17 protein-coding genes are annotated in these 15,886 nt (G+C 69.7%); 11 read left to right on the top strand and 6 right to left on the bottom strand.

From position 1 onward, the window contains the following. The first annotated feature begins 161 nt into the window (after positions 1-161). The 8 genes from M5C98_RS15160 to M5C98_RS15125 all read left to right on the top strand — a co-directional run bounded on the left by M5C98_RS15160 (position 162) and on the right by M5C98_RS15125 (position 8,448). A complete protein-coding gene (locus tag M5C98_RS15160; protein ID WP_272548271.1) occupies positions 162-476 on the top strand; it encodes a hypothetical protein in 315 nt (104 codons plus the stop codon). Between the two features lie 9 nt (positions 477-485). Continuing rightward, complete coding sequence (locus M5C98_RS15155) at positions 486-617, top strand: hypothetical protein (RefSeq protein ID WP_272548270.1); 132 nt, start codon at positions 486-488, stop codon at positions 615-617. Next, positions 610-1,755: a GNAT family N-acetyltransferase/peptidase C39 family protein gene (locus M5C98_RS15150; protein WP_272548269.1), complete on the top strand. Its 1,146-nt coding sequence runs from the start codon at positions 610-612 to the stop codon at positions 1,753-1,755. The genes M5C98_RS15155 and M5C98_RS15150 overlap by 8 nt, the downstream gene beginning before the upstream one ends. Before the next feature lies 1 nt (position 1,756). Continuing rightward, positions 1,757-3,343: a RimK family protein gene (locus M5C98_RS15145; protein ID WP_272548268.1), complete on the top strand. Its 1,587-nt coding sequence runs from the start codon at positions 1,757-1,759 to the stop codon at positions 3,341-3,343. A gap of 161 nt (positions 3,344-3,504) precedes the next feature. Further along, the gene (locus M5C98_RS15140; RefSeq protein WP_272548267.1) at positions 3,505-5,655 is read left to right on the top strand and encodes a prolyl oligopeptidase family serine peptidase; all 2,151 of its coding nucleotides are present in this window, start codon (positions 3,505-3,507) and stop codon (positions 5,653-5,655) included. A gap of 176 nt (positions 5,656-5,831) precedes the next feature. After that, entirely contained in the window at positions 5,832-7,028 is a 1,197-nt protein-coding gene (locus M5C98_RS15135) for an aminotransferase-like domain-containing protein (protein WP_272553297.1), read from the top strand. Between the two features lie 113 nt (positions 7,029-7,141). After that, positions 7,142-7,360, top strand: coding sequence for a SlyX family protein (locus M5C98_RS15130; RefSeq protein WP_272548266.1), 219 nt, complete (start codon positions 7,142-7,144; stop codon positions 7,358-7,360). Between the two features lie 83 nt (positions 7,361-7,443). Then, the gene (locus tag M5C98_RS15125) at positions 7,444-8,448 is read left to right on the top strand and encodes an aldo/keto reductase (protein ID WP_272548265.1); all 1,005 of its coding nucleotides are present in this window, start codon (positions 7,444-7,446) and stop codon (positions 8,446-8,448) included. A gap of 24 nt (positions 8,449-8,472) precedes the next feature. Here the strand turns inward: M5C98_RS15125 and M5C98_RS15120 are convergent, their stop codons facing one another. After that, entirely contained in the window at positions 8,473-9,744 is a 1,272-nt protein-coding gene (locus M5C98_RS15120) for a DEAD/DEAH box helicase (RefSeq protein WP_272548264.1), read from the bottom strand. A 224-nt stretch (positions 9,745-9,968) separates the two neighbouring features. On the opposite strand from M5C98_RS15120, the gene M5C98_RS15115 reads away from it, so the two are divergent. Continuing rightward, positions 9,969-10,328: a translation initiation factor Sui1 gene (locus tag M5C98_RS15115; protein ID WP_272548263.1), complete on the top strand. Its 360-nt coding sequence runs from the start codon at positions 9,969-9,971 to the stop codon at positions 10,326-10,328. Positions 10,329-10,334: 6 nt separating this feature from the next. Further along, complete coding sequence (locus M5C98_RS15110; RefSeq protein ID WP_272548262.1) at positions 10,335-10,574, top strand: DUF3820 family protein; 240 nt, start codon at positions 10,335-10,337, stop codon at positions 10,572-10,574. A gap of 19 nt (positions 10,575-10,593) precedes the next feature. Here the strand turns inward: M5C98_RS15110 and M5C98_RS15105 are convergent, their stop codons facing one another. Together M5C98_RS15105 and M5C98_RS15100 are read right to left on the bottom strand one after the other, a co-directional pair. Then, positions 10,594-11,019, bottom strand: coding sequence for a group III truncated hemoglobin (locus M5C98_RS15105; RefSeq protein ID WP_272548261.1), 426 nt, complete (start codon positions 11,017-11,019; stop codon positions 10,594-10,596). Positions 11,020-11,109: 90 nt separating this feature from the next. Further along, positions 11,110-12,048 carry an HTH-type transcriptional regulator ArgP gene (locus tag M5C98_RS15100; RefSeq protein ID WP_272548260.1) on the bottom strand — a complete coding sequence of 313 codons (939 nt, stop codon included), beginning with the start codon at positions 12,046-12,048 and terminating at the stop codon, positions 11,110-11,112. Between the two features lie 78 nt (positions 12,049-12,126). On the opposite strand from M5C98_RS15100, the gene M5C98_RS15095 reads away from it, so the two are divergent. Next, positions 12,127-12,792 carry a LysE/ArgO family amino acid transporter gene (locus tag M5C98_RS15095; protein ID WP_272548259.1) on the top strand — a complete coding sequence of 222 codons (666 nt, stop codon included), beginning with the start codon at positions 12,127-12,129 and terminating at the stop codon, positions 12,790-12,792. Between the two features lie 92 nt (positions 12,793-12,884). On the opposite strand, the gene M5C98_RS15090 is transcribed toward M5C98_RS15095, so the two are convergent. From M5C98_RS15090 to M5C98_RS15080, 3 genes are all read right to left on the bottom strand, one after another. Then, the gene (locus M5C98_RS15090; RefSeq protein ID WP_272548258.1) at positions 12,885-13,670 is read right to left on the bottom strand and encodes a MetQ/NlpA family ABC transporter substrate-binding protein; all 786 of its coding nucleotides are present in this window, start codon (positions 13,668-13,670) and stop codon (positions 12,885-12,887) included. A gap of 258 nt (positions 13,671-13,928) precedes the next feature. Further along, entirely contained in the window at positions 13,929-14,642 is a 714-nt protein-coding gene (gene serB, locus M5C98_RS15085; protein WP_272548257.1) for a phosphoserine phosphatase SerB, read from the bottom strand. 156 nt (positions 14,643-14,798) lie between these two features. Further along, the gene (locus M5C98_RS15080; RefSeq protein WP_272548256.1) at positions 14,799-15,776 is read right to left on the bottom strand and encodes a Bug family tripartite tricarboxylate transporter substrate binding protein; all 978 of its coding nucleotides are present in this window, start codon (positions 15,774-15,776) and stop codon (positions 14,799-14,801) included. Positions 15,777-15,886 lie beyond the last annotated feature (110 nt).

Raw genomic sequence — 15,886 nt, 5'->3', positions numbered from 1 at the left:
CGGCGGGCCGCCGCCCGCGCGGGTTGACGGCGAATTGACAGGCGCTGGCGCATCTTTTACGGCGTTTTTACGCCGGTCTTCCTAGACTGCAGGCCATGTTCCACCCGCTGCCCGCCACCGCTCGCTCTCTCACAGCCTGCCCGGTGGCGCCACGTCGCACCATGCCGCATTCCTGCGCTTATCCCACCCTTCACCGCGTGGCCCTGGAGGCCCGGCCGCCAGCCGACAGCGACATCGTCGTGCTGCCGCTGCGCCTCTTTCACACCGACGTGCTGGAAGGCCGCCGCTCCCTGCATCGGCTTTTGGGCCAGCGGCTTCAGGGCTACCGCATCGACGTGGATGCCGCCCGGCACTGCATCCTCATCGAGATGAACGTGCGCCGCGGCGAACTGGCCGCATGCCTGCGCCTGCTGACGGCTGGCATGCCCTGCGCGGAATTCGGCCGCGTCGCCAAGCCTTCCCACTGGATGCACTGAGGCTGCTCCATGCCTGACGTTGCCTTGCATCTCTTCCTTGCCCTGCTGGTGGTTTTCATGCCGCTCGGCGCCGCCTGGGGCCTGCTGTGCTGGATGGAGCGCCCCGCCGCGCGTCCGGGCAGCGCGCGCAACCATGAGTAAGGGCCGACCAGGCGCTGCGTCCGGGTTGTCGATCGACGCCGGTGCGCCCGCCGATGCCCGGGCGCTGGAGGCGATCGAGCGCGCCTCGTTCCTGGGAGACCGCATCTCGCTGCCGAGCTGGCGGCGCCTGTTGCGCAGCCGTTCGGCCCGCGTGATGGTGGCGCGGCCGGCGGCGGGCGCGGCCCCGGGCGGCGGCACGCTGCTGGGCGCCTGCGTGGTCCTGCGCCGGCGGGGCACCTCGGTGGCGCGGCTGTATTCCATCGCTGTCGTGCCCCAGGCGCGCCATGGCGGCATCGCCAGTGCGTTTCTGGCCGAGGCGCTGGACTGCGCGCGCCGTTGGGGCTGCGCACTGCTGCGCCTGGAGAGCCGGGCCGAGAATGTGGCCGCCCACCGGCTGTTCCAGCGCTTCGGGTTCGTGGCGGTGGGCCGCGCGCCCGCCTACTACGCGGACGGCGCGGATGCGATCCGCTTCGAAAAGGACGTGTTCGACGGCCACCGCCAGGACCGACTCATGCTGCCAGGGGCCCGGCACTACGGACAGACACTGGACTTCACCTGCGGCCCTTGCGCGCTGCTGATCGCCATGTCCGCCCTGGCGCCGGACACCGTGCTGGACCAGGCCGCCGAGATCCGCCTGTGGCGCGAGGCGACCACGGTGTTCATGGCCGCGGGCCATGGCGGCTGCGGCCCGTTCGGCCTGGCCTGCGCCGCCTTGCGCCGTGGTTTCGGTGTGGCGGTGTACGCCGCCGCGGGCTCGTCGCTCTTCATCGACAGCGTGCGCGAGCCCCACAAGAAGCGCGTGATCCAGCGCGTGGAGGACGATTTCCGCGCCGAACTGGTCGGGCAGGGCGCACCGGTGTTCGCGCTGCCCGTCTCTCCCGAGGGCGTGATCGAGCAGTTGCGCCACGGGCATGTGCCCATCGTGCTCATCAGCCTGTGGCGCCTGCACCGGGAAAAGGCGCCGCACTGGGTCGTCATCACCGGCTTCGACGGCGCGGTCTTCCGGGTGCTGGACCCCATGGCCCGGTCGGGCGAGGGCGATGGCGGCGTGTCGGTGAGCCTGTCCGAATTCAAGAAGATGGCCCGCTACGGGCGCCGCCGCCGGACAGCGGCCGTCATCCTGTCCAGAAAGCCTTGAAGTGACTTCAGAACATGTGATCGTGGTGGAAAGACGCTCGGACTTCCGCTGGAGCGACCCCGGGGTGCGCATCGTCACCGCGGAAGCGTTCATCGCCGAGGAGCCGCGCCCGCGAGCGCGGGCGCGCAAGGTCACCAACCTGTGCCGCAACTACAGCTACCTGGGCATGGGCTACTACTGCTCGCTGCTGGCCGAAGCGCGGGGTGACCGGGTCACGCCCAGCGTGGAGACCATCGTGAACCTGCAGCGCGGAAAGCAGCAGGCGGCCTCGCTGGCTGCGCTCGACCGCTTGATCGGTCCGCTGGCGAGCGTGCCCCAATCGGTCAGCACGCTCGCCCTGGACGTGTTTTTCGGCCGCACCGAGGATGCGGAACTGACCGCCCTGGCGCGCAAGAGCTTCGAGCTGTTCCGCTGCCCGCTGTTGCGGCTGCAGCTCCAGCGGCGCGAACCGTCGCCCGGCTGGCATGTCTGCGCGCTGCAATCGCTCGATCCGCGCGACGTGGGGGCCCACCGCGGCGGGTTGTTCGACGAGGCCCTCGCGCATTTCACGCGCCGCAACTGGCGTCCGGCGGCCGTGGTGGCCGCTCCGCGCATGGACCTGGCCATCCTGCATGACCCGAACGATCCGCTGCCGCCTTCCAGCCGCCGCACGCTGCAGAAAATCGTGGACGTGGGCCACGGCATGGGCATTGCGGTCGAGCTGATCGAGAAGAAGGATTTTGCGCGCCTGACCCAGTTCGACGCGCTTTTCATCCGCGAGACCACGGCGGTCAATCACCATACTTTCCAATTCGCCAAGAAGGCCACGGCCGAGGGCATGCCGGTGATCGACGATCCGGTGTCCATCCTGCGCTGCACCAACAAGGCGTATCTGGCCGAACTGCTCAAAGGCCACGGAATCGCCACCCCGCGCACGCACTTGGTAAGCCGCCGCACGCTCGGTGATCTGCCGCATGGCCTGGCCTACCCGGTGGTCGTGAAAGTCCCGGACGGCTCGTTCAGCCGCAGTGTCAAGAAGGCCGAGAGCGCCGAGGCGCTGCGCGCCATCGCACGGGACATGTTCCGGGAGTCCGAAATCATCCTGGTCCAGGAATTCATGTACACCGACTTTGACTGGCGCATCGGCCTGATCGGCGGGCAGCCCCTGTTCGCTGCGAAATACTTCATGTGCGATGGCCACTGGCAGATCCTGCGGCATGGCGAAAACGGCCAGTACGTGGAGGGCCGCACGCAGGCCGTGCCCCTGGATGCCGTACCGCCGCAGGTGATGCAGGTTGCCATGCAGGCTGCACGGCTGGTCGGCGACGGCTTCTACGGCGTGGACCTCAAATGCAACGCGGCCGGGGTCCATGTGATCGAGATCAACGACAACCCGAACCTGGATGCAGGCGTGGAGGATGCGTTGGTGGGCGATGCGCTCTACCACACGCTGCTGGGCCATCTGCTCATGCGCATGGATTGGCGGCTGCACCGGGAGGGTGCCGCGCCCGCCCGCAGCGTGCCCGCGGATGGGCACCCAGGCACGTGCCGGGAGATCGCGCGGTGGCCCGGGCCTGCCATCAGCGGCGGGGCCGTTCCCGCAAGGTAGCCCGATGCCTTGCGGCAGGCCGTGCCGCTCCTGCTGGGTCTTCTGGGCCGGCCGGGCCGGCAGTCAGGCCAAATCCCGGCCGGGCGCAGGGCAAGCCGAGGGCAGCGAAAATCGCTGGCGCCCGGCAGTGCCGGCCCGGAACGTCATACCCCAAGGAACCCATGTCCGAACCCACGCTGCCCATCGCAACGCCCGTTCACCCCTGCGCGCAGGACGAAGATCCCCACCAGTGGCTCGAAGAGGTGGACAGCGAGCGCGCCCTGGCCTGGGTGCGCGAGCGCAATGCGCACTCCGAGGCGGTGCTGACGGCCCGGCCCGAATACGCCCCCACGCGCGAGCAGTTGCTGGCCATCCTCGATGCGAAGGACCGCATTCCCAGCGTGGTGCGGCGGGGCGACTGGCTCTACAACCTGTGGCAGGACGGGCACCACCGCCGTGGCCTGTGGCGGCGCACCACGCTGGCCGATTACCGCACGCCCGAACCTGCTTGGGAGACCGTGCTCGATCTCGATGCCCTGGCCCTGGCCGAGGGCGAGAACTGGGTCTGGGGCGGGGCCGAGGTGCTGGGTCCGGAGTACCGCCACGCCCTGGTGTCGCTCTCGCGCGGCGGGGCCGACGCCACGGTGATCCGCGAATTCGATCTGGCGTCGCGGCAGTTCGTCGAAGGCGGCTTCGCCCTGCCCGAGGCCAAGTCGGAGCTGACCTGGATCGACGCCGAAACGGTGTACGTGAGCACCGATTTCGGCGAAGGCTCGATGACCGAATCGGGCTACCCCCGCATCGTCAAGCGCTGGCGGCGCGGCACGCCGCTGGCCAGCGCCGTGACGGTGTTCGAAGGCGATGCGTCGGACGTGGGAGTGGGGGTCGGCGTGGACCGCACGCCGGGCTTCGAGCGCACCGTGTTCACCCGCATGATCGACTTCTACCGCCACGAGGTCTGGCTGATCGAAGGGCCTGTGGACGGGCCGGATGCCGCCCCCGTGCGGCTGGACGTGCCGGACGACGCCATTCCCGATTTTTTGCGCGGCACGCTGCTGCTGCAATTGCGCAGCGATCTGGTGCTGGGGTCCGAGCGCTTTTCCGCGGGCTCGCTGGTGCATGCCGATGCGGCCGCCTGGCTGCGCGGCGAACGTGCTGCCACCGCCCTGTTCACGCCCACGGCGACGCGCTCGCTGGCCGGCTACGACACCACGCGCGGCCATGTGCTGCTGCAGGTGATGGACAACGTGGCCGAGCGGCTGGAGCTGTGGCACCGTCCCGGGGGCGAGGGTGATGGCGAGGGCGGCCCCTTCGTGGGCCGCGCAGTGGACACGCCGTTCCCCGGCCAGCTGGGCGTGACGGCCCTGTACGACCCGCTGCTGGCCGACGATCCGCTGGCCGAGCATTACCTGCTGTCGTACACCGACTTCACCACGCCCGCTTCGCTGTTTCTGGCCAGCACCGCCCATGACGAGCGCGAGTTGCTCAAGGCCGGGCCGGCGCGCTTCGATGCCGAAGGCATGCGCACCGAGCAGTGCTTCGCCACCTCGGCCGACGGCACGCGGGTGCCGTATTTCGTGCTGTGGCCGCGCGGCGCACAGGCCGATGGCAACAACCCCACGCTGATCTACGGCTACGGCGGCTTCGAGCATGCGCTCACGCCCTGGTACGCGGCCGACTACGGCCGGGCCTGGTGCGAGCAGGGCGGCGTGCTGGTGGTGGCCAACCTGCGCGGCGGCGGGGAGTACGGCCCGGCATGGCACCAGGCGGCGGTGCGCGAACACAAGCAGCGCAGCTACGACGACCTGATCGCCATCGCGCAGGATTTGATAGCACGCGGCGTGACCCGGCCCGCGCACCTGGGCATCCAGGGCGGCAGCAATGGCGGGCTGCTGGTGGGCGCGGTGATGGTGCAGCGGCCCGACCTGTTCAACGCCGTGGTGTGCCAGGTGCCGCTGCTGGACATGCGGCGCTACCACACGCTGCTGGCGGGCGCGTCGTGGATGGCCGAGTACGGCGATCCGGACGATCCGGCCGACTGGGCCTTCCTGGCGCGCTACAGCCCCTACCACCAGGTGCGGGCCGATGCGCGCTATCCGCGGGTGCTTTTCACCACCTCCACGCGCGACGACCGGGTGCACCCCGGCCACGCGCGCAAGATGGCCGCGCGCATGCTGGCCCAGGGGCACGACCTGCTGTACTACGAGAACACCGAGGGCGGCCACGGCGGCGCGGCCGACAACGCGCAGCGCGCCCACCTGCTGGCGCTGGAGTTCGCCTACCTGTGGCAGCAATTGGGCGCCGGGTCGGCAGCGGCCTCCACTGCCGGGTAAAGCCGCCGCCGGAGAACGCTCCCAGCCACGGCATCGGCGCAGCATTTCGCCGCCGATTCCGGGGCGGGGCGCTGCGGCCCCGGCGCATCGCCCGCCTGGGCAGGCACCACACGCAGGAAAACGCCGCGCCGATTTGGCGACAATCGCATCCAGAAAGTGAGACCCCGACCATGCCCCTGCAATTCGCCGACCGACTGAACAACGTAGAAACCTCCGCCATCCGCGAGCTTTTCAAGCTGCTGGGCAAGCCCGGCATCATCAGCTTCGCCGGGGGGTTTCCGGACAGCGCGATGTTCGATGTGGACGGCATCCGAGAGGCCGCTAACCAGGCGCTGACCGAGGAGCCGGGCGCGGCGCTGCAGTACGGCGCCACCGAGGGCTACAACCCCTTGCGCGAGCAGCTCGCCGCCTTCATGGCCAGCAAGGGCGCCAGGGACGTGGCGATCGACAACCTCATCGTCACCACCGGCAGCCAGCAGGCGCTGGACCTGCTGGGCAAGACGCTCATCAGCCCTGGCGACAAGGTGATCGTGGAAGGCCCGACCTTCCTGGCCACCATCCAGTGCTTTCGGCTGTACGGCGCCGAGCTGATCAGCGCGCCGGTCGATGGCGAAGGCGTGGACACCGACGCGCTGGAAAAGCTCATCGCCGAGCACCGCCCCAAGTTCGTCTATCTCATCCCCACCTTCGGCAACCCCAGCGGCGCGCTGCTGGGCCTTTCGCGCCGCAAGAAGGTGCTGGAGATGGCCGTGCGCCACCAGACGCTGATCGTCGAGGATGACCCCTACGGCGACCTGTACTTCGGCGAGGCGCCGCCCCCCAGCCTGCTGGCGCTGTCGGCCGACGTGCCCGGCAGCCGCGACCTGCTGGTGCACTGCGGCTCCTTGAGCAAGGTGCTGAGCCCCGGCCTGCGCGTGGGCTGGCTCATCGCCCCGGCCGAGCTGCTGGCCAAGGCCACCATGTGCAAGCAGTTCAGCGACGCGCACACCAGCACCTTCGCGCAGGCCACGGCCGCGCAGTACCTCAAGGCCGGCCGCATGCCCGCCACGCTGGCCAAGGTGCGCGCGGTGTATGCCGAGCGCGCCCAGGCCATGGGCGATGCGCTGCGCAAGGAACTGGGCGATGCCATCGCTTTCGTGCAGCCGCAGGGCGGCCTGTTCGTGTGGGCGCGCCTCACCGGCGCGCGCGGCCAGGTGGCCGATGGCAACGTGCTGGCCAAGAAGGCCATCGAGCAGGGCGTGGCTTTCGTGCCCGGCACGCCGTTCTTCTGCGCGCAGCCCGACCACGCCACGCTGCGCCTGTCGTTCGCCACGGCCGATGTGGACAAGATCCGCGAAGGCGTGGCCCGGCTGGGACAGGCGGTGCGCGCCTGAGCGCCCGGCGGTCCGAAAAAAGGCCGAAAAGACAGGGCGCTTCGGCGCCCTTTTTACTGGGACTTGCCGCGCATGGCGGTCGATGCGGTGGCCGATCGGTTTCAATAGAGGCCATGTCCGATACCAACCCCACCGACCAGCGCCTGAACGATCTGGAGATCAAGGCCAGCTTCACCGAAGACCTGCTCGACCAGCTCAACCTCACCATCTACCGGCAACAGCAGCAGATCGACCGGCTCCTCGCCGAGGTGTCCCAGTTGCGCCAGCAGATGCCCGAAGGCGGCGGCGGGGCCGCGCGCAGCCTGCGCGACGAGCTGCCGCCGCACTACTGAACTGAAAGTCCGGCCTCGCCCGCCCGCCGCTTTCCTTCTTTTTTCCTTCCTTTTCCCCGTTTCTTCATCGAAAGGTTTTTGCCATGCAATACCGCCGCCTTGGCCGCAGCAACCTGCAAGTCTCCGCCCTGTGCCTGGGCACCATGATGTTCGGTGACCAGACAGGGCGCGACGAGGCCGCGGCCATCGTGGCCGATGCGCGCGAGCGCGGCGTGAACTTCATCGACACGGCCGACGTGTACACCCGGGGCGCCTCGGAGACCCTGCTGGGCGAGCTGATCAAGGGCCAGCGCCACGACTGGGTGCTGGCGACCAAGCTGGGCAACAAGATGTCCGACCGGGTGAACGAATCGCAGTATTCCCGCACCTGGATGCTGCGCGAGGTGGACGCCAGCCTGGTCCGGCTGCAGACCGACCACGTGGACATCCTGTACCTGCACCGCGACGTCAACGACATGGACCTGCAGGAGCCGCTGTTCGCCATCGATGCGCTGCTGCGCGCCGGCAAGATCCGCTACTGGGGCGTGTCCAACTTCCGCGCCTGGCGCATCACCGAGCTGGTGCACCTGGCGGCGCGCATGGGCCTGCCGGGCCCTGTGGTGTGCCAGCCGTACTACAACCTGCTCAACCGCATGCCCGAGGTCGAGATCCTGCCGGCCTGCGCGCACCACGGCGTGGGCGTGGTGCCCTACAGTCCGATCGCGCGCGGCGTGCTCACCGGCAAGTACCTGCCGGGCCAGCCGCCCGCCGAGGGCACGCGCGCGGCGCGCGGCGACAAGCGCATGGCCGAGACCGAGTTTCGCGAGGAATCGCTGCAGATCGCGCAGCGGCTGAAAACGCATGCCGAAGAGCGCGGCGTGACGCTGGCCCAGTTCGCCACGGCCTGGGTGCTGGCACACCGCGCGGTGAGCGCCGTGATCGCCGGCCCGCGCACCCTGGCGCAGTGGCAGGACTACGCGCCCGCGCTGGGCGTGCAGATCACCGCGCAGGACGAAGCGCTGGTGAACGACCTGGTGGCCCCGGGCCATCCGTCCACCCCGGGCTACACCGACCCGGCCTACCCGCTGTACCCGCGCACCCGGGGCTGATCGAGCGACGACGGCTGGCGCGGCTCAGTCGTCCTCGCCGCCCCCTTGGCCCTGGCGGGCCGCGGCCGCGCGCAGCTTGTCTTTCTTGCTTGGGCGCTTGCCCTTGATGCCGCCGTTGCCCGGCGGTGCGGCGGGCGCGGCCTCGGTGGGCTCGAAGCCCGGAATCTGCTCCAGCGGCAGGGCCATGCGCTGGCGCTTTTCGATCAGGCGCCAGTGCGCTTCGGTGCTGGGACTGACGAAGCTCACGGCCACGCCGGTCTCGCCCGCGCGGCCGGTGCGGCCGATGCGGTGCACGTAATCGGTCACGGAGCGGGGCAGGTCGAAGTTGACCACCACGGGCAACTGCGCGATGTCGATCCCGCGCGAGGCGAGGTCGGTCGTCACCACCACCTGCCAGCGGTCGTCCTTGAACTCCTGCAGCACCTGCTTGCGCGCGCCCTGGCTCAGGCCGCCGTGGAAGGGCGAGGCGAAGATGCCCGCCTGGTAGAGCTTTTCGGCCACGTGCTCGGCCGCGTACTGCGTGGCCACGAATACCAGCACGCGCGACCATTCGTGCGTCTGCACCAGGTGGCGCAGCAGCTGCGTGCGCCGGCCTGGGTCCACCGCGATCGCGCGCTGGGCGATGTCCGGCGTGGTCTCGGGCGAGTGGGCGATCTCGATGCGCACCGGCTCGCGCAGCAGGCCGTCCGCCAGCGCGGCCACCGCCGGCGCGAAGGTGGCCGAAAACAGCAGGTTCTGCCGCTCAACGGGCAACAGCGCCAGCACGCGGTTCAGTTCCTCGGCAAACCCTAAGTCGAGCAGGCGGTCGGCCTCGTCCAGCACCAGGGTCTGCACGGCGGAGAGCGCCACCGCGTTGTGGTCCACCAGGTCCAGCAGGCGGCCCGGCGTGGCGACGACGATGTCGGCCCCGCTGCGCAGGCCCATCATCTGCGGGTTGATCGACACGCCGCCGAACACCACGGCGACCGCCAGGCGCTGCGGCAGCAGGTGCCGCGCCAGGTCGCGCAGGACCTCGCCGACCTGCTCCGCCAGCTCGCGCGTGGGCACCAGTACCAGGGCCCGCACGCGGCGCGCACCCCGCCCAGGCTGGGCCAGCGTGTGCGGCAGGCATTGCTGCAGCAGAGGCAATGCGAAGGCGGCGGTCTTGCCCGAACCGGTCTGCGCGCAGGCCCGCACGTCGGCGCCGCGCAGCACGGCCGGAATGGCCTCGGCCTGGACCGCCGTGGGCGTGGTGAAGCCCATCGCATCGGCGGCGTGGACGAGGGCGGGCGATAGGCCGAGGGAAGCAAAAGGCATGGCAGGCGCGCACCGGGGCGCGAAAGAGGGAACCCGCGATTGTGCCGCCCTGGGGCGGGATGCGGATAATTCGCGGTCTTTGAGGCCTTTCATGCCCATTTCCCGCCTCTCTCTATTTCCCGCCTCCATTCCTCGCCCGCTGTCCTTCGCCCGCGCCCCGGGCCCCTCGCCATGCGCCTGATTGCCACTGCCGCCGTTTTCTTCGACCCACCGGGGGGGCCGCCATGCGCCTGAGCGATCTGGGTGGCCTCGTCTATTCGACCGAGTCCGGCCGCATGTGCCCCGGCTGCCGCCAGCCCGTGGCGCAGTGCGCCTGCCAGGCGGCCCGCGCGGTGCCGGCGGGCGATGGCACCGTGCGGGTCTCGCGCGAGACCAAGGGCCGTGGCGGCAAGGCGGTCACGGTGGTGAAGGGCGTGGCGCTGGACGAGGCCGCGCTGGCGCTGCTGGGCAAGCAGCTCAAGGCCGCGTGCGGCAGCGGCGGTACGGTGAAGGATGGCGTGATCGAGGTGCAGGGCGACCATGTCGAGCGCGTGATGGACGCGCTGCGGCAACGGGGCCACACCGTCAAGCGGGCCGGGGGCTGAGCCGCCATGGACCCGGAACAACTGCAGCGCCTGCTGACCGTGCAGATGCCCTACGGCAAGTACAAGGGCCACGCCATTGCGGACCTGCCGGGCAACTACCTGAACTGGTTCGCCCGCGAAGGCTTTCCGCGCGGCGATCTGGGCCGGCTGCTGGCCCTCATGCACGAGATCGACCACAACGGCCTGTCGGCCCTGCTGGAGCCACTGCGCGCCCAGGCCGGGCAGGGCCCGGCGTCCCGGCGCTGAGCCGCCGCCGCGCGCGCCGTCAGTGGCCGCCGGCCGGCATGTCGAAGGCCGGCAGGTGCCCAAAGCATTGGCGGAACAGCGCGCGGGCCACGCCGTGCGCGGCCAGCTGCAGCGACTGCGCGACCTCGGGCGCGAAGCGGCGCTCGGTGTGCCGCCGCCACAGCCCCACCCAGGCCGCGAAATGCGCCGGCGTCACGCCCTCCAGAGCGCCGTGCCGCGCGAGCACGTTGCGGCGGTAGCGCCGGCTGCCCAGCGCCACCGTGCTCCAGAAGTCCACCATGCGCGCCAGGTGCGACTCCCAGCAGTCCTGCAGCGCCGCGTCGAACACGGGGCCCAGCAGGGCATCGGCACGCACGTCGGCATAGAAGCCGTGCACGAGGTCGGTGATGCCCGCCAGGTCCAGGGTGTGCCGAACGGGGGGCTGAAGGGGAGCAGGTGAATCCATCGGGTCGGCGCGTATCGCTGCGCGGTGGTGAAGTCGAGCGGTCTGGTAGTCGGGTGGGTTGGGCCGGGGCAGAGCATGCCCGTTCCGGCGTCAAGGGGTTTGACGCGCAGCAAGCGATGGTCCCGCCGTGCCGTTGCCCAGCCAGGCCCCCGCCGCCGCCATCACGCAGCGAGTGAGCCGCTCCAGCCCCGCCTGGGCCGACCGCGGCAGTGCCCAGTACAGGGGCACGTCCATCCCCGCCTGCGGCCGCAGCTCCACCAGCGTGCCATCGGCCAGTTGCCGCTCGATCAGCACCGTGGGGTGCATGCCCCAGCCCATGCCGACCTCGCAGCTGCGCAGAAACCCCTGGTTGGACGGCATGAAGTGGCGGGGCGGGTGGCGGCGCGAGGCCAGGCCCTGGCGCTGCAGCCACTGGTCCTGCAGGCGGTCGTTGCGGCCATAGACCATCATGGGCGCGAGCGCCGCGGTCTCGGGCGTCACGCCGCCGCCGAAGTGGCGCGCCACGAATTGCGGGCTGCCGACCGCCACGTAGTGCATGGCGCCCAGCGGCCAGGTGTTGCAGCCCGCGATGCTGCCCGCGCTGGCGGTGACGGCGGCGATCACCTCGCCTTCGCGGATGCGCTGCGCGGTGTGCTCCTGGTCGTCGATGCGGATGTCCAGCAGCTCGTTGCCGCCGGCCGTGAAGTCCGCCATCGCGTCCATGAACCAGGTGGACAGCGAATCCGCGTTCACCGCCAGCTTGAGCGTGGGCGCGGCCGTGGGGCCGTCGGGCGCCAGGGCGGGGTTGGTGCGGCGCAGTTCGTTTTCCAGCAGGGCGACCTGGTCCAGGTGCAGGCACAGGCGCCGGCCGGCCTCGGTGCCCGTGCAGGGCGTGCCGCGCTGCACCAGCACCTGGCCGGCGCGCTCTTCCAACTGCTTGACCCGCTGGGACACGGCCGACGGGGTGACGTGCAGGCGCCGCGCGGCGCGCTCGAAGCTGCCTTCGCGCACCACCGCAGCGAGGGCTTCCAGACCGGCGTAGTCGAACATGGCGGGATGAAGTTTTGCTTCACAATGTTAAGGCTTTTTAAGTGTACTTAAACCGGGGCGATGGCCAGAATCGGCCGCATGTGGACCCCTTTCTTCCCCGCTGCGGGCGCGGCATCGACTTCCTGGCTGGCCGGCTTCACGGTCTGCCTTTCGCTCATCGTCTCCATCGGCGCGCAGAACGCCTATGTGCTGCGGCAGGCCGTGCAGGGCGAATGCGTGCGTGCCTGCGTGGCGCTGTGTGTCGTGTCGGACGCGCTGCTGATCGGGCTGGGCGTGGCGGGCGCGGCGGCGCTGCTCGGACAATCGCCCGCCCTGGCGCAGGCCCTCACCCTGGGCGGCGCCGTGTTCCTGCTGGCCTATGGCCTCTTCGCCTGGTACCGCGCGTTGTGGTCGGGCGGCCAGGCCTTGAGCACGGGCGGGCCCGACCGGGCGCAGCGCAGCGCCTGGGGCGTGGTGGGCACCCTCGCGCTCATCACCCTGGTCAACCCGCACGTGTACCTGGACACCATGGTGCTCATGGGCTCCATTGGTGCGCGGCAGGAAGGGGGGCTCAAATGGGTGTTCGTGGCCGGGGCGGCGTCGGCCAGCCTGCTGTGGTTCGTCCTGCTGGCGGTGGCCGGGCGCAGGCTCCAGGCGGTGTTCGCGCGGCCCATGGCCTGGCGGGTGCTGGACGGGCTCACGGGAACGGTGATGCTGGCGCTGTCGGCCTGGGTCGCGGCCGGGGCGCTTCAGCCAGCGGCCTGACGTCCGCCGCTGTGGCCTTCATGCGAAAGGGGGCGGTGCGGACGGCTTGGCCATCCCGCACTCGCCCCCTTCGGATTTTCAAGGCACCCGGGTCAGAACGCGGGCACCACGGCGCCCTGGTACTTGTCCTGGATGAACTTCTTCACTTGCGGCGTGTGCAGCGCCTTCACCAGCTTCTGGATGCGGGGGTCGTTGGCGCGGTCTGCGCGCGCGGCCACCAGGTTGGCATAGGGCGAGTCGGCGCCTTCGATGAACAGCGCGTCCTTGGTGGGGTTGAGCTTGGCCTCGATGGCGTAGTTGGTGTTGATGAGCGCCAGGTCCACGTCCTGCAGCGCGCGCGGCAGCAGGGCGGCTTCGAGTTCGCGGAATTTGAGCTTCTTGGGGTTCTTCACGATGTCGATCGGGGTGGCCGTGATGTTCTTGGGGTCCTTCAGCTCGATCAGGCCCTGCTTTTGCAGCAGGAGCAGCGCGCGGCCGGCGTTGGACGGGTCGTTGGGGATGGCGATCAAGGCGCCTTCCTTGAGCTCGCTCACGGCCTTGATCTTCCGGGAGTAGGCGCCGAAGGGCTCCACGTGCACCTTGCCGTCGGGCACGGCGACGATGCTGCTCTTGCGGTCCTTGTTGTAGCTGTCCAGGTAGGGCTGGTGCTGGAAGAAGTTGGCGTCCAGCTGCTTGTCTTCCACCGCGGCATTGGGCTGGATGTAGTCGCTGAATTCCTTGATCTGCAGGTCCACGCCCTGGGCCTTGAGCTGCGGCTTCACGAAGTTCAGGATTTCCGCATGCGGCACCGCCGAGGCCGCGACCTTGAGCACATCGGCGGCATGCGCCGAGAAGGCCAGGGTGGCGACGGCCAGGGCGGACAGCGTTTTCTTCAGCATGGAGGGGGCTTTCTATTTCAGTCGATTGGATCGGTCGGCGGGGCGCCCAAGCGCGCGCCGTTGGAAGACGCGAATGTAAAGAAAGGCGCAGGAATGCGCCACTCTTTTATTCTCATATCGATATAACAGGCTATCCTCTTATGCGGTTCGATGGCTCGCCATTCGAATGAAAAGAGGTCGTCGCCGTAGTATTTATTGCCTTGATTGCTATTGAAAAAATAGCAGATGGGATGGCGGGTCGAAAGGCCCGCCAGGGCGTCAGCGCAGCACTTCCAGCAGACGATCCAGCCCACCTTCGTTGATCGCCACCTTGGCTTGGGCCCGCACCGCCGGCTTGGCGTGGTAGGCCACCGACAGGCCCGCGGCACCCATCATGGGCAGGTCGTTGGCGCCGTCGCCCACGGCAATGGCCTGGCTCGGCGAAATGCCCAGGAGCGAGGCCACCTCCAGCAGCGTCCGGCGTTTTTCGGCGCCGTCGCAGATGTCGCCCCAGGCCTGGTCCACCATGCGGCCGGTGAGCACGCCGTCTTCGACCTCCAGCTGGTTCGATCGCGCGAGATCGATGCCCAGCCCGGCACGCACCCGGTCGGCGAAGAACGTGAAGCCGCCCGAGACCAGCAGCGTGGTCAAGCCCGCGGAGCGGGCCGCGGCCACCAGTTCCCTGGCGCCGGGATTGAAGCGCAGACGTTCGGCGAACACGTGTTCCAGGTGCCCGACGGTCACGCCGCGCAGCAGGGCCACGCGCTGGCGCAGGCTTTCCTTGTAGTCGGTGATCAGGCCCTGCATGGCGGCTTCGGTGATGGCGGCCACTTCGGCCTTGCGGCCGGCCGCATCGGCGATCTCGTCCACGCACTCGATGTTGATCAGGGTGGAGTCCATGTCGAAGGCGATGAGCTTGAAGTCCGACAGGGACAGCGGGGTGGAAAGGCCTTGGACGACAAGGCCGGGAGCGAATTCGGTGGCGGCACTCATGGGAGGGGGGAGGAAAGATCCTGCGGCGAAGACAAAAGGAAGGGGGAGGGGACTGCCCGGCGCGCAGCAGCGGCGTTCCGGGAAACAGCGGGGATTATCCCCAGGTCGCCTGCCCCTGCCTGCCTCTGCCGTTACGCTGCCGCTCCCGCCGTTGCTTCACTGGGGCGCCAGCCCGGCCGCCTTGACCAGTTCGGCGTGCAGTTTCATTTCCGCGGCGATGCTGTCCTGCAGTTGCTGGGTGGTGCCCGGCGCCACCTCCATGCCGCTGGCCGCCAGCCGGGTCTGGGTGTCGCCCGCCAAGGCGGCATGGGCGGCGCTGCGCAGCCGGTCGATGACGGGCTGCGGCGTCCTGGCCGGCGCCAGCAGGCCGACCCAGGCCGACAGTTCCACCTGCGGCACGCCGCTTTCCGCCATGGTGGGCACCTGCGGCAGCACCGCCGAGCGCTGCGCGCTCATCACCGCCAGCGCCTGCAGCTTGCCCGACTGGATGTGCGGCAACGCTTCCGGCAGCACGGCGAACATGAGGTCCACGTTGCCCGCCAGCGTGTCGTTGATGGCCGGGGCGCCGCCCTTGTACGGCACATGCAGCATGCTCGATTGCGTGCGGGTGCCGAACATCAGCGCCGCCAGGTGCTGCGGGCTGCCGTCGCCCGACGACGCGTAGGTCACCCGGCCCGGCGCGGCCCGGGCCGCCTGCAGCACGGCGGCCACGCTCGGAAACTTTTGCGCGTCCTTGGCCACCAGCACCATGGGCTGGTTCACCAGCTTGGTGATGGGCACGAAGTCGGCCTGCGGGTCATAGGGCAGGGTCTTGAAGATGCTCTTGTTGGTGGTCAGGAACGACGCGGGCGAGACCATGATGGTGTAGCCGTCCGGCGCCGCACGGGCCACCATGGGCGTGCCGATCTGGCCCGAAGCGCCCGCCTTGTTGTCCACCACGAACGGCTGGCCCAGTTCGGCCGCCATCTTCTGGCTGACCATGCGCGCGATCATGTCGGCGCTGCCGCCGGCGGGCAGCGCGACAATCACTTTCACCGGGCGGTCCGGGTAGGTGCCCTGGGCCAGCGCGGGCGCTGCCGTGGCCACGAGGCCGAGGGCGCAGAAAAATGCCGGGATCGGGCGTGCAACACGCATGGGCGGACTCCTTGGATCGGTTGGAACGAATGGCCGCCGGTGCCATCCCGGCGCGTTCCAGGGTCCAAGCAATTCCTGCACCCGTCCGCGGTGCGAAGGCAGCCGTTCCA

It is taken from the genome of Acidovorax sp. NCPPB 3576 (genome assembly GCF_028473605.1).
Taxonomy (GTDB): Bacteria; Pseudomonadota; Gammaproteobacteria; order Burkholderiales; family Burkholderiaceae_C; genus Paracidovorax.
The sequence above is the reverse complement of the archived record's forward strand: the minus strand, read 5'-3'. Positions and strand labels throughout refer to the sequence as shown.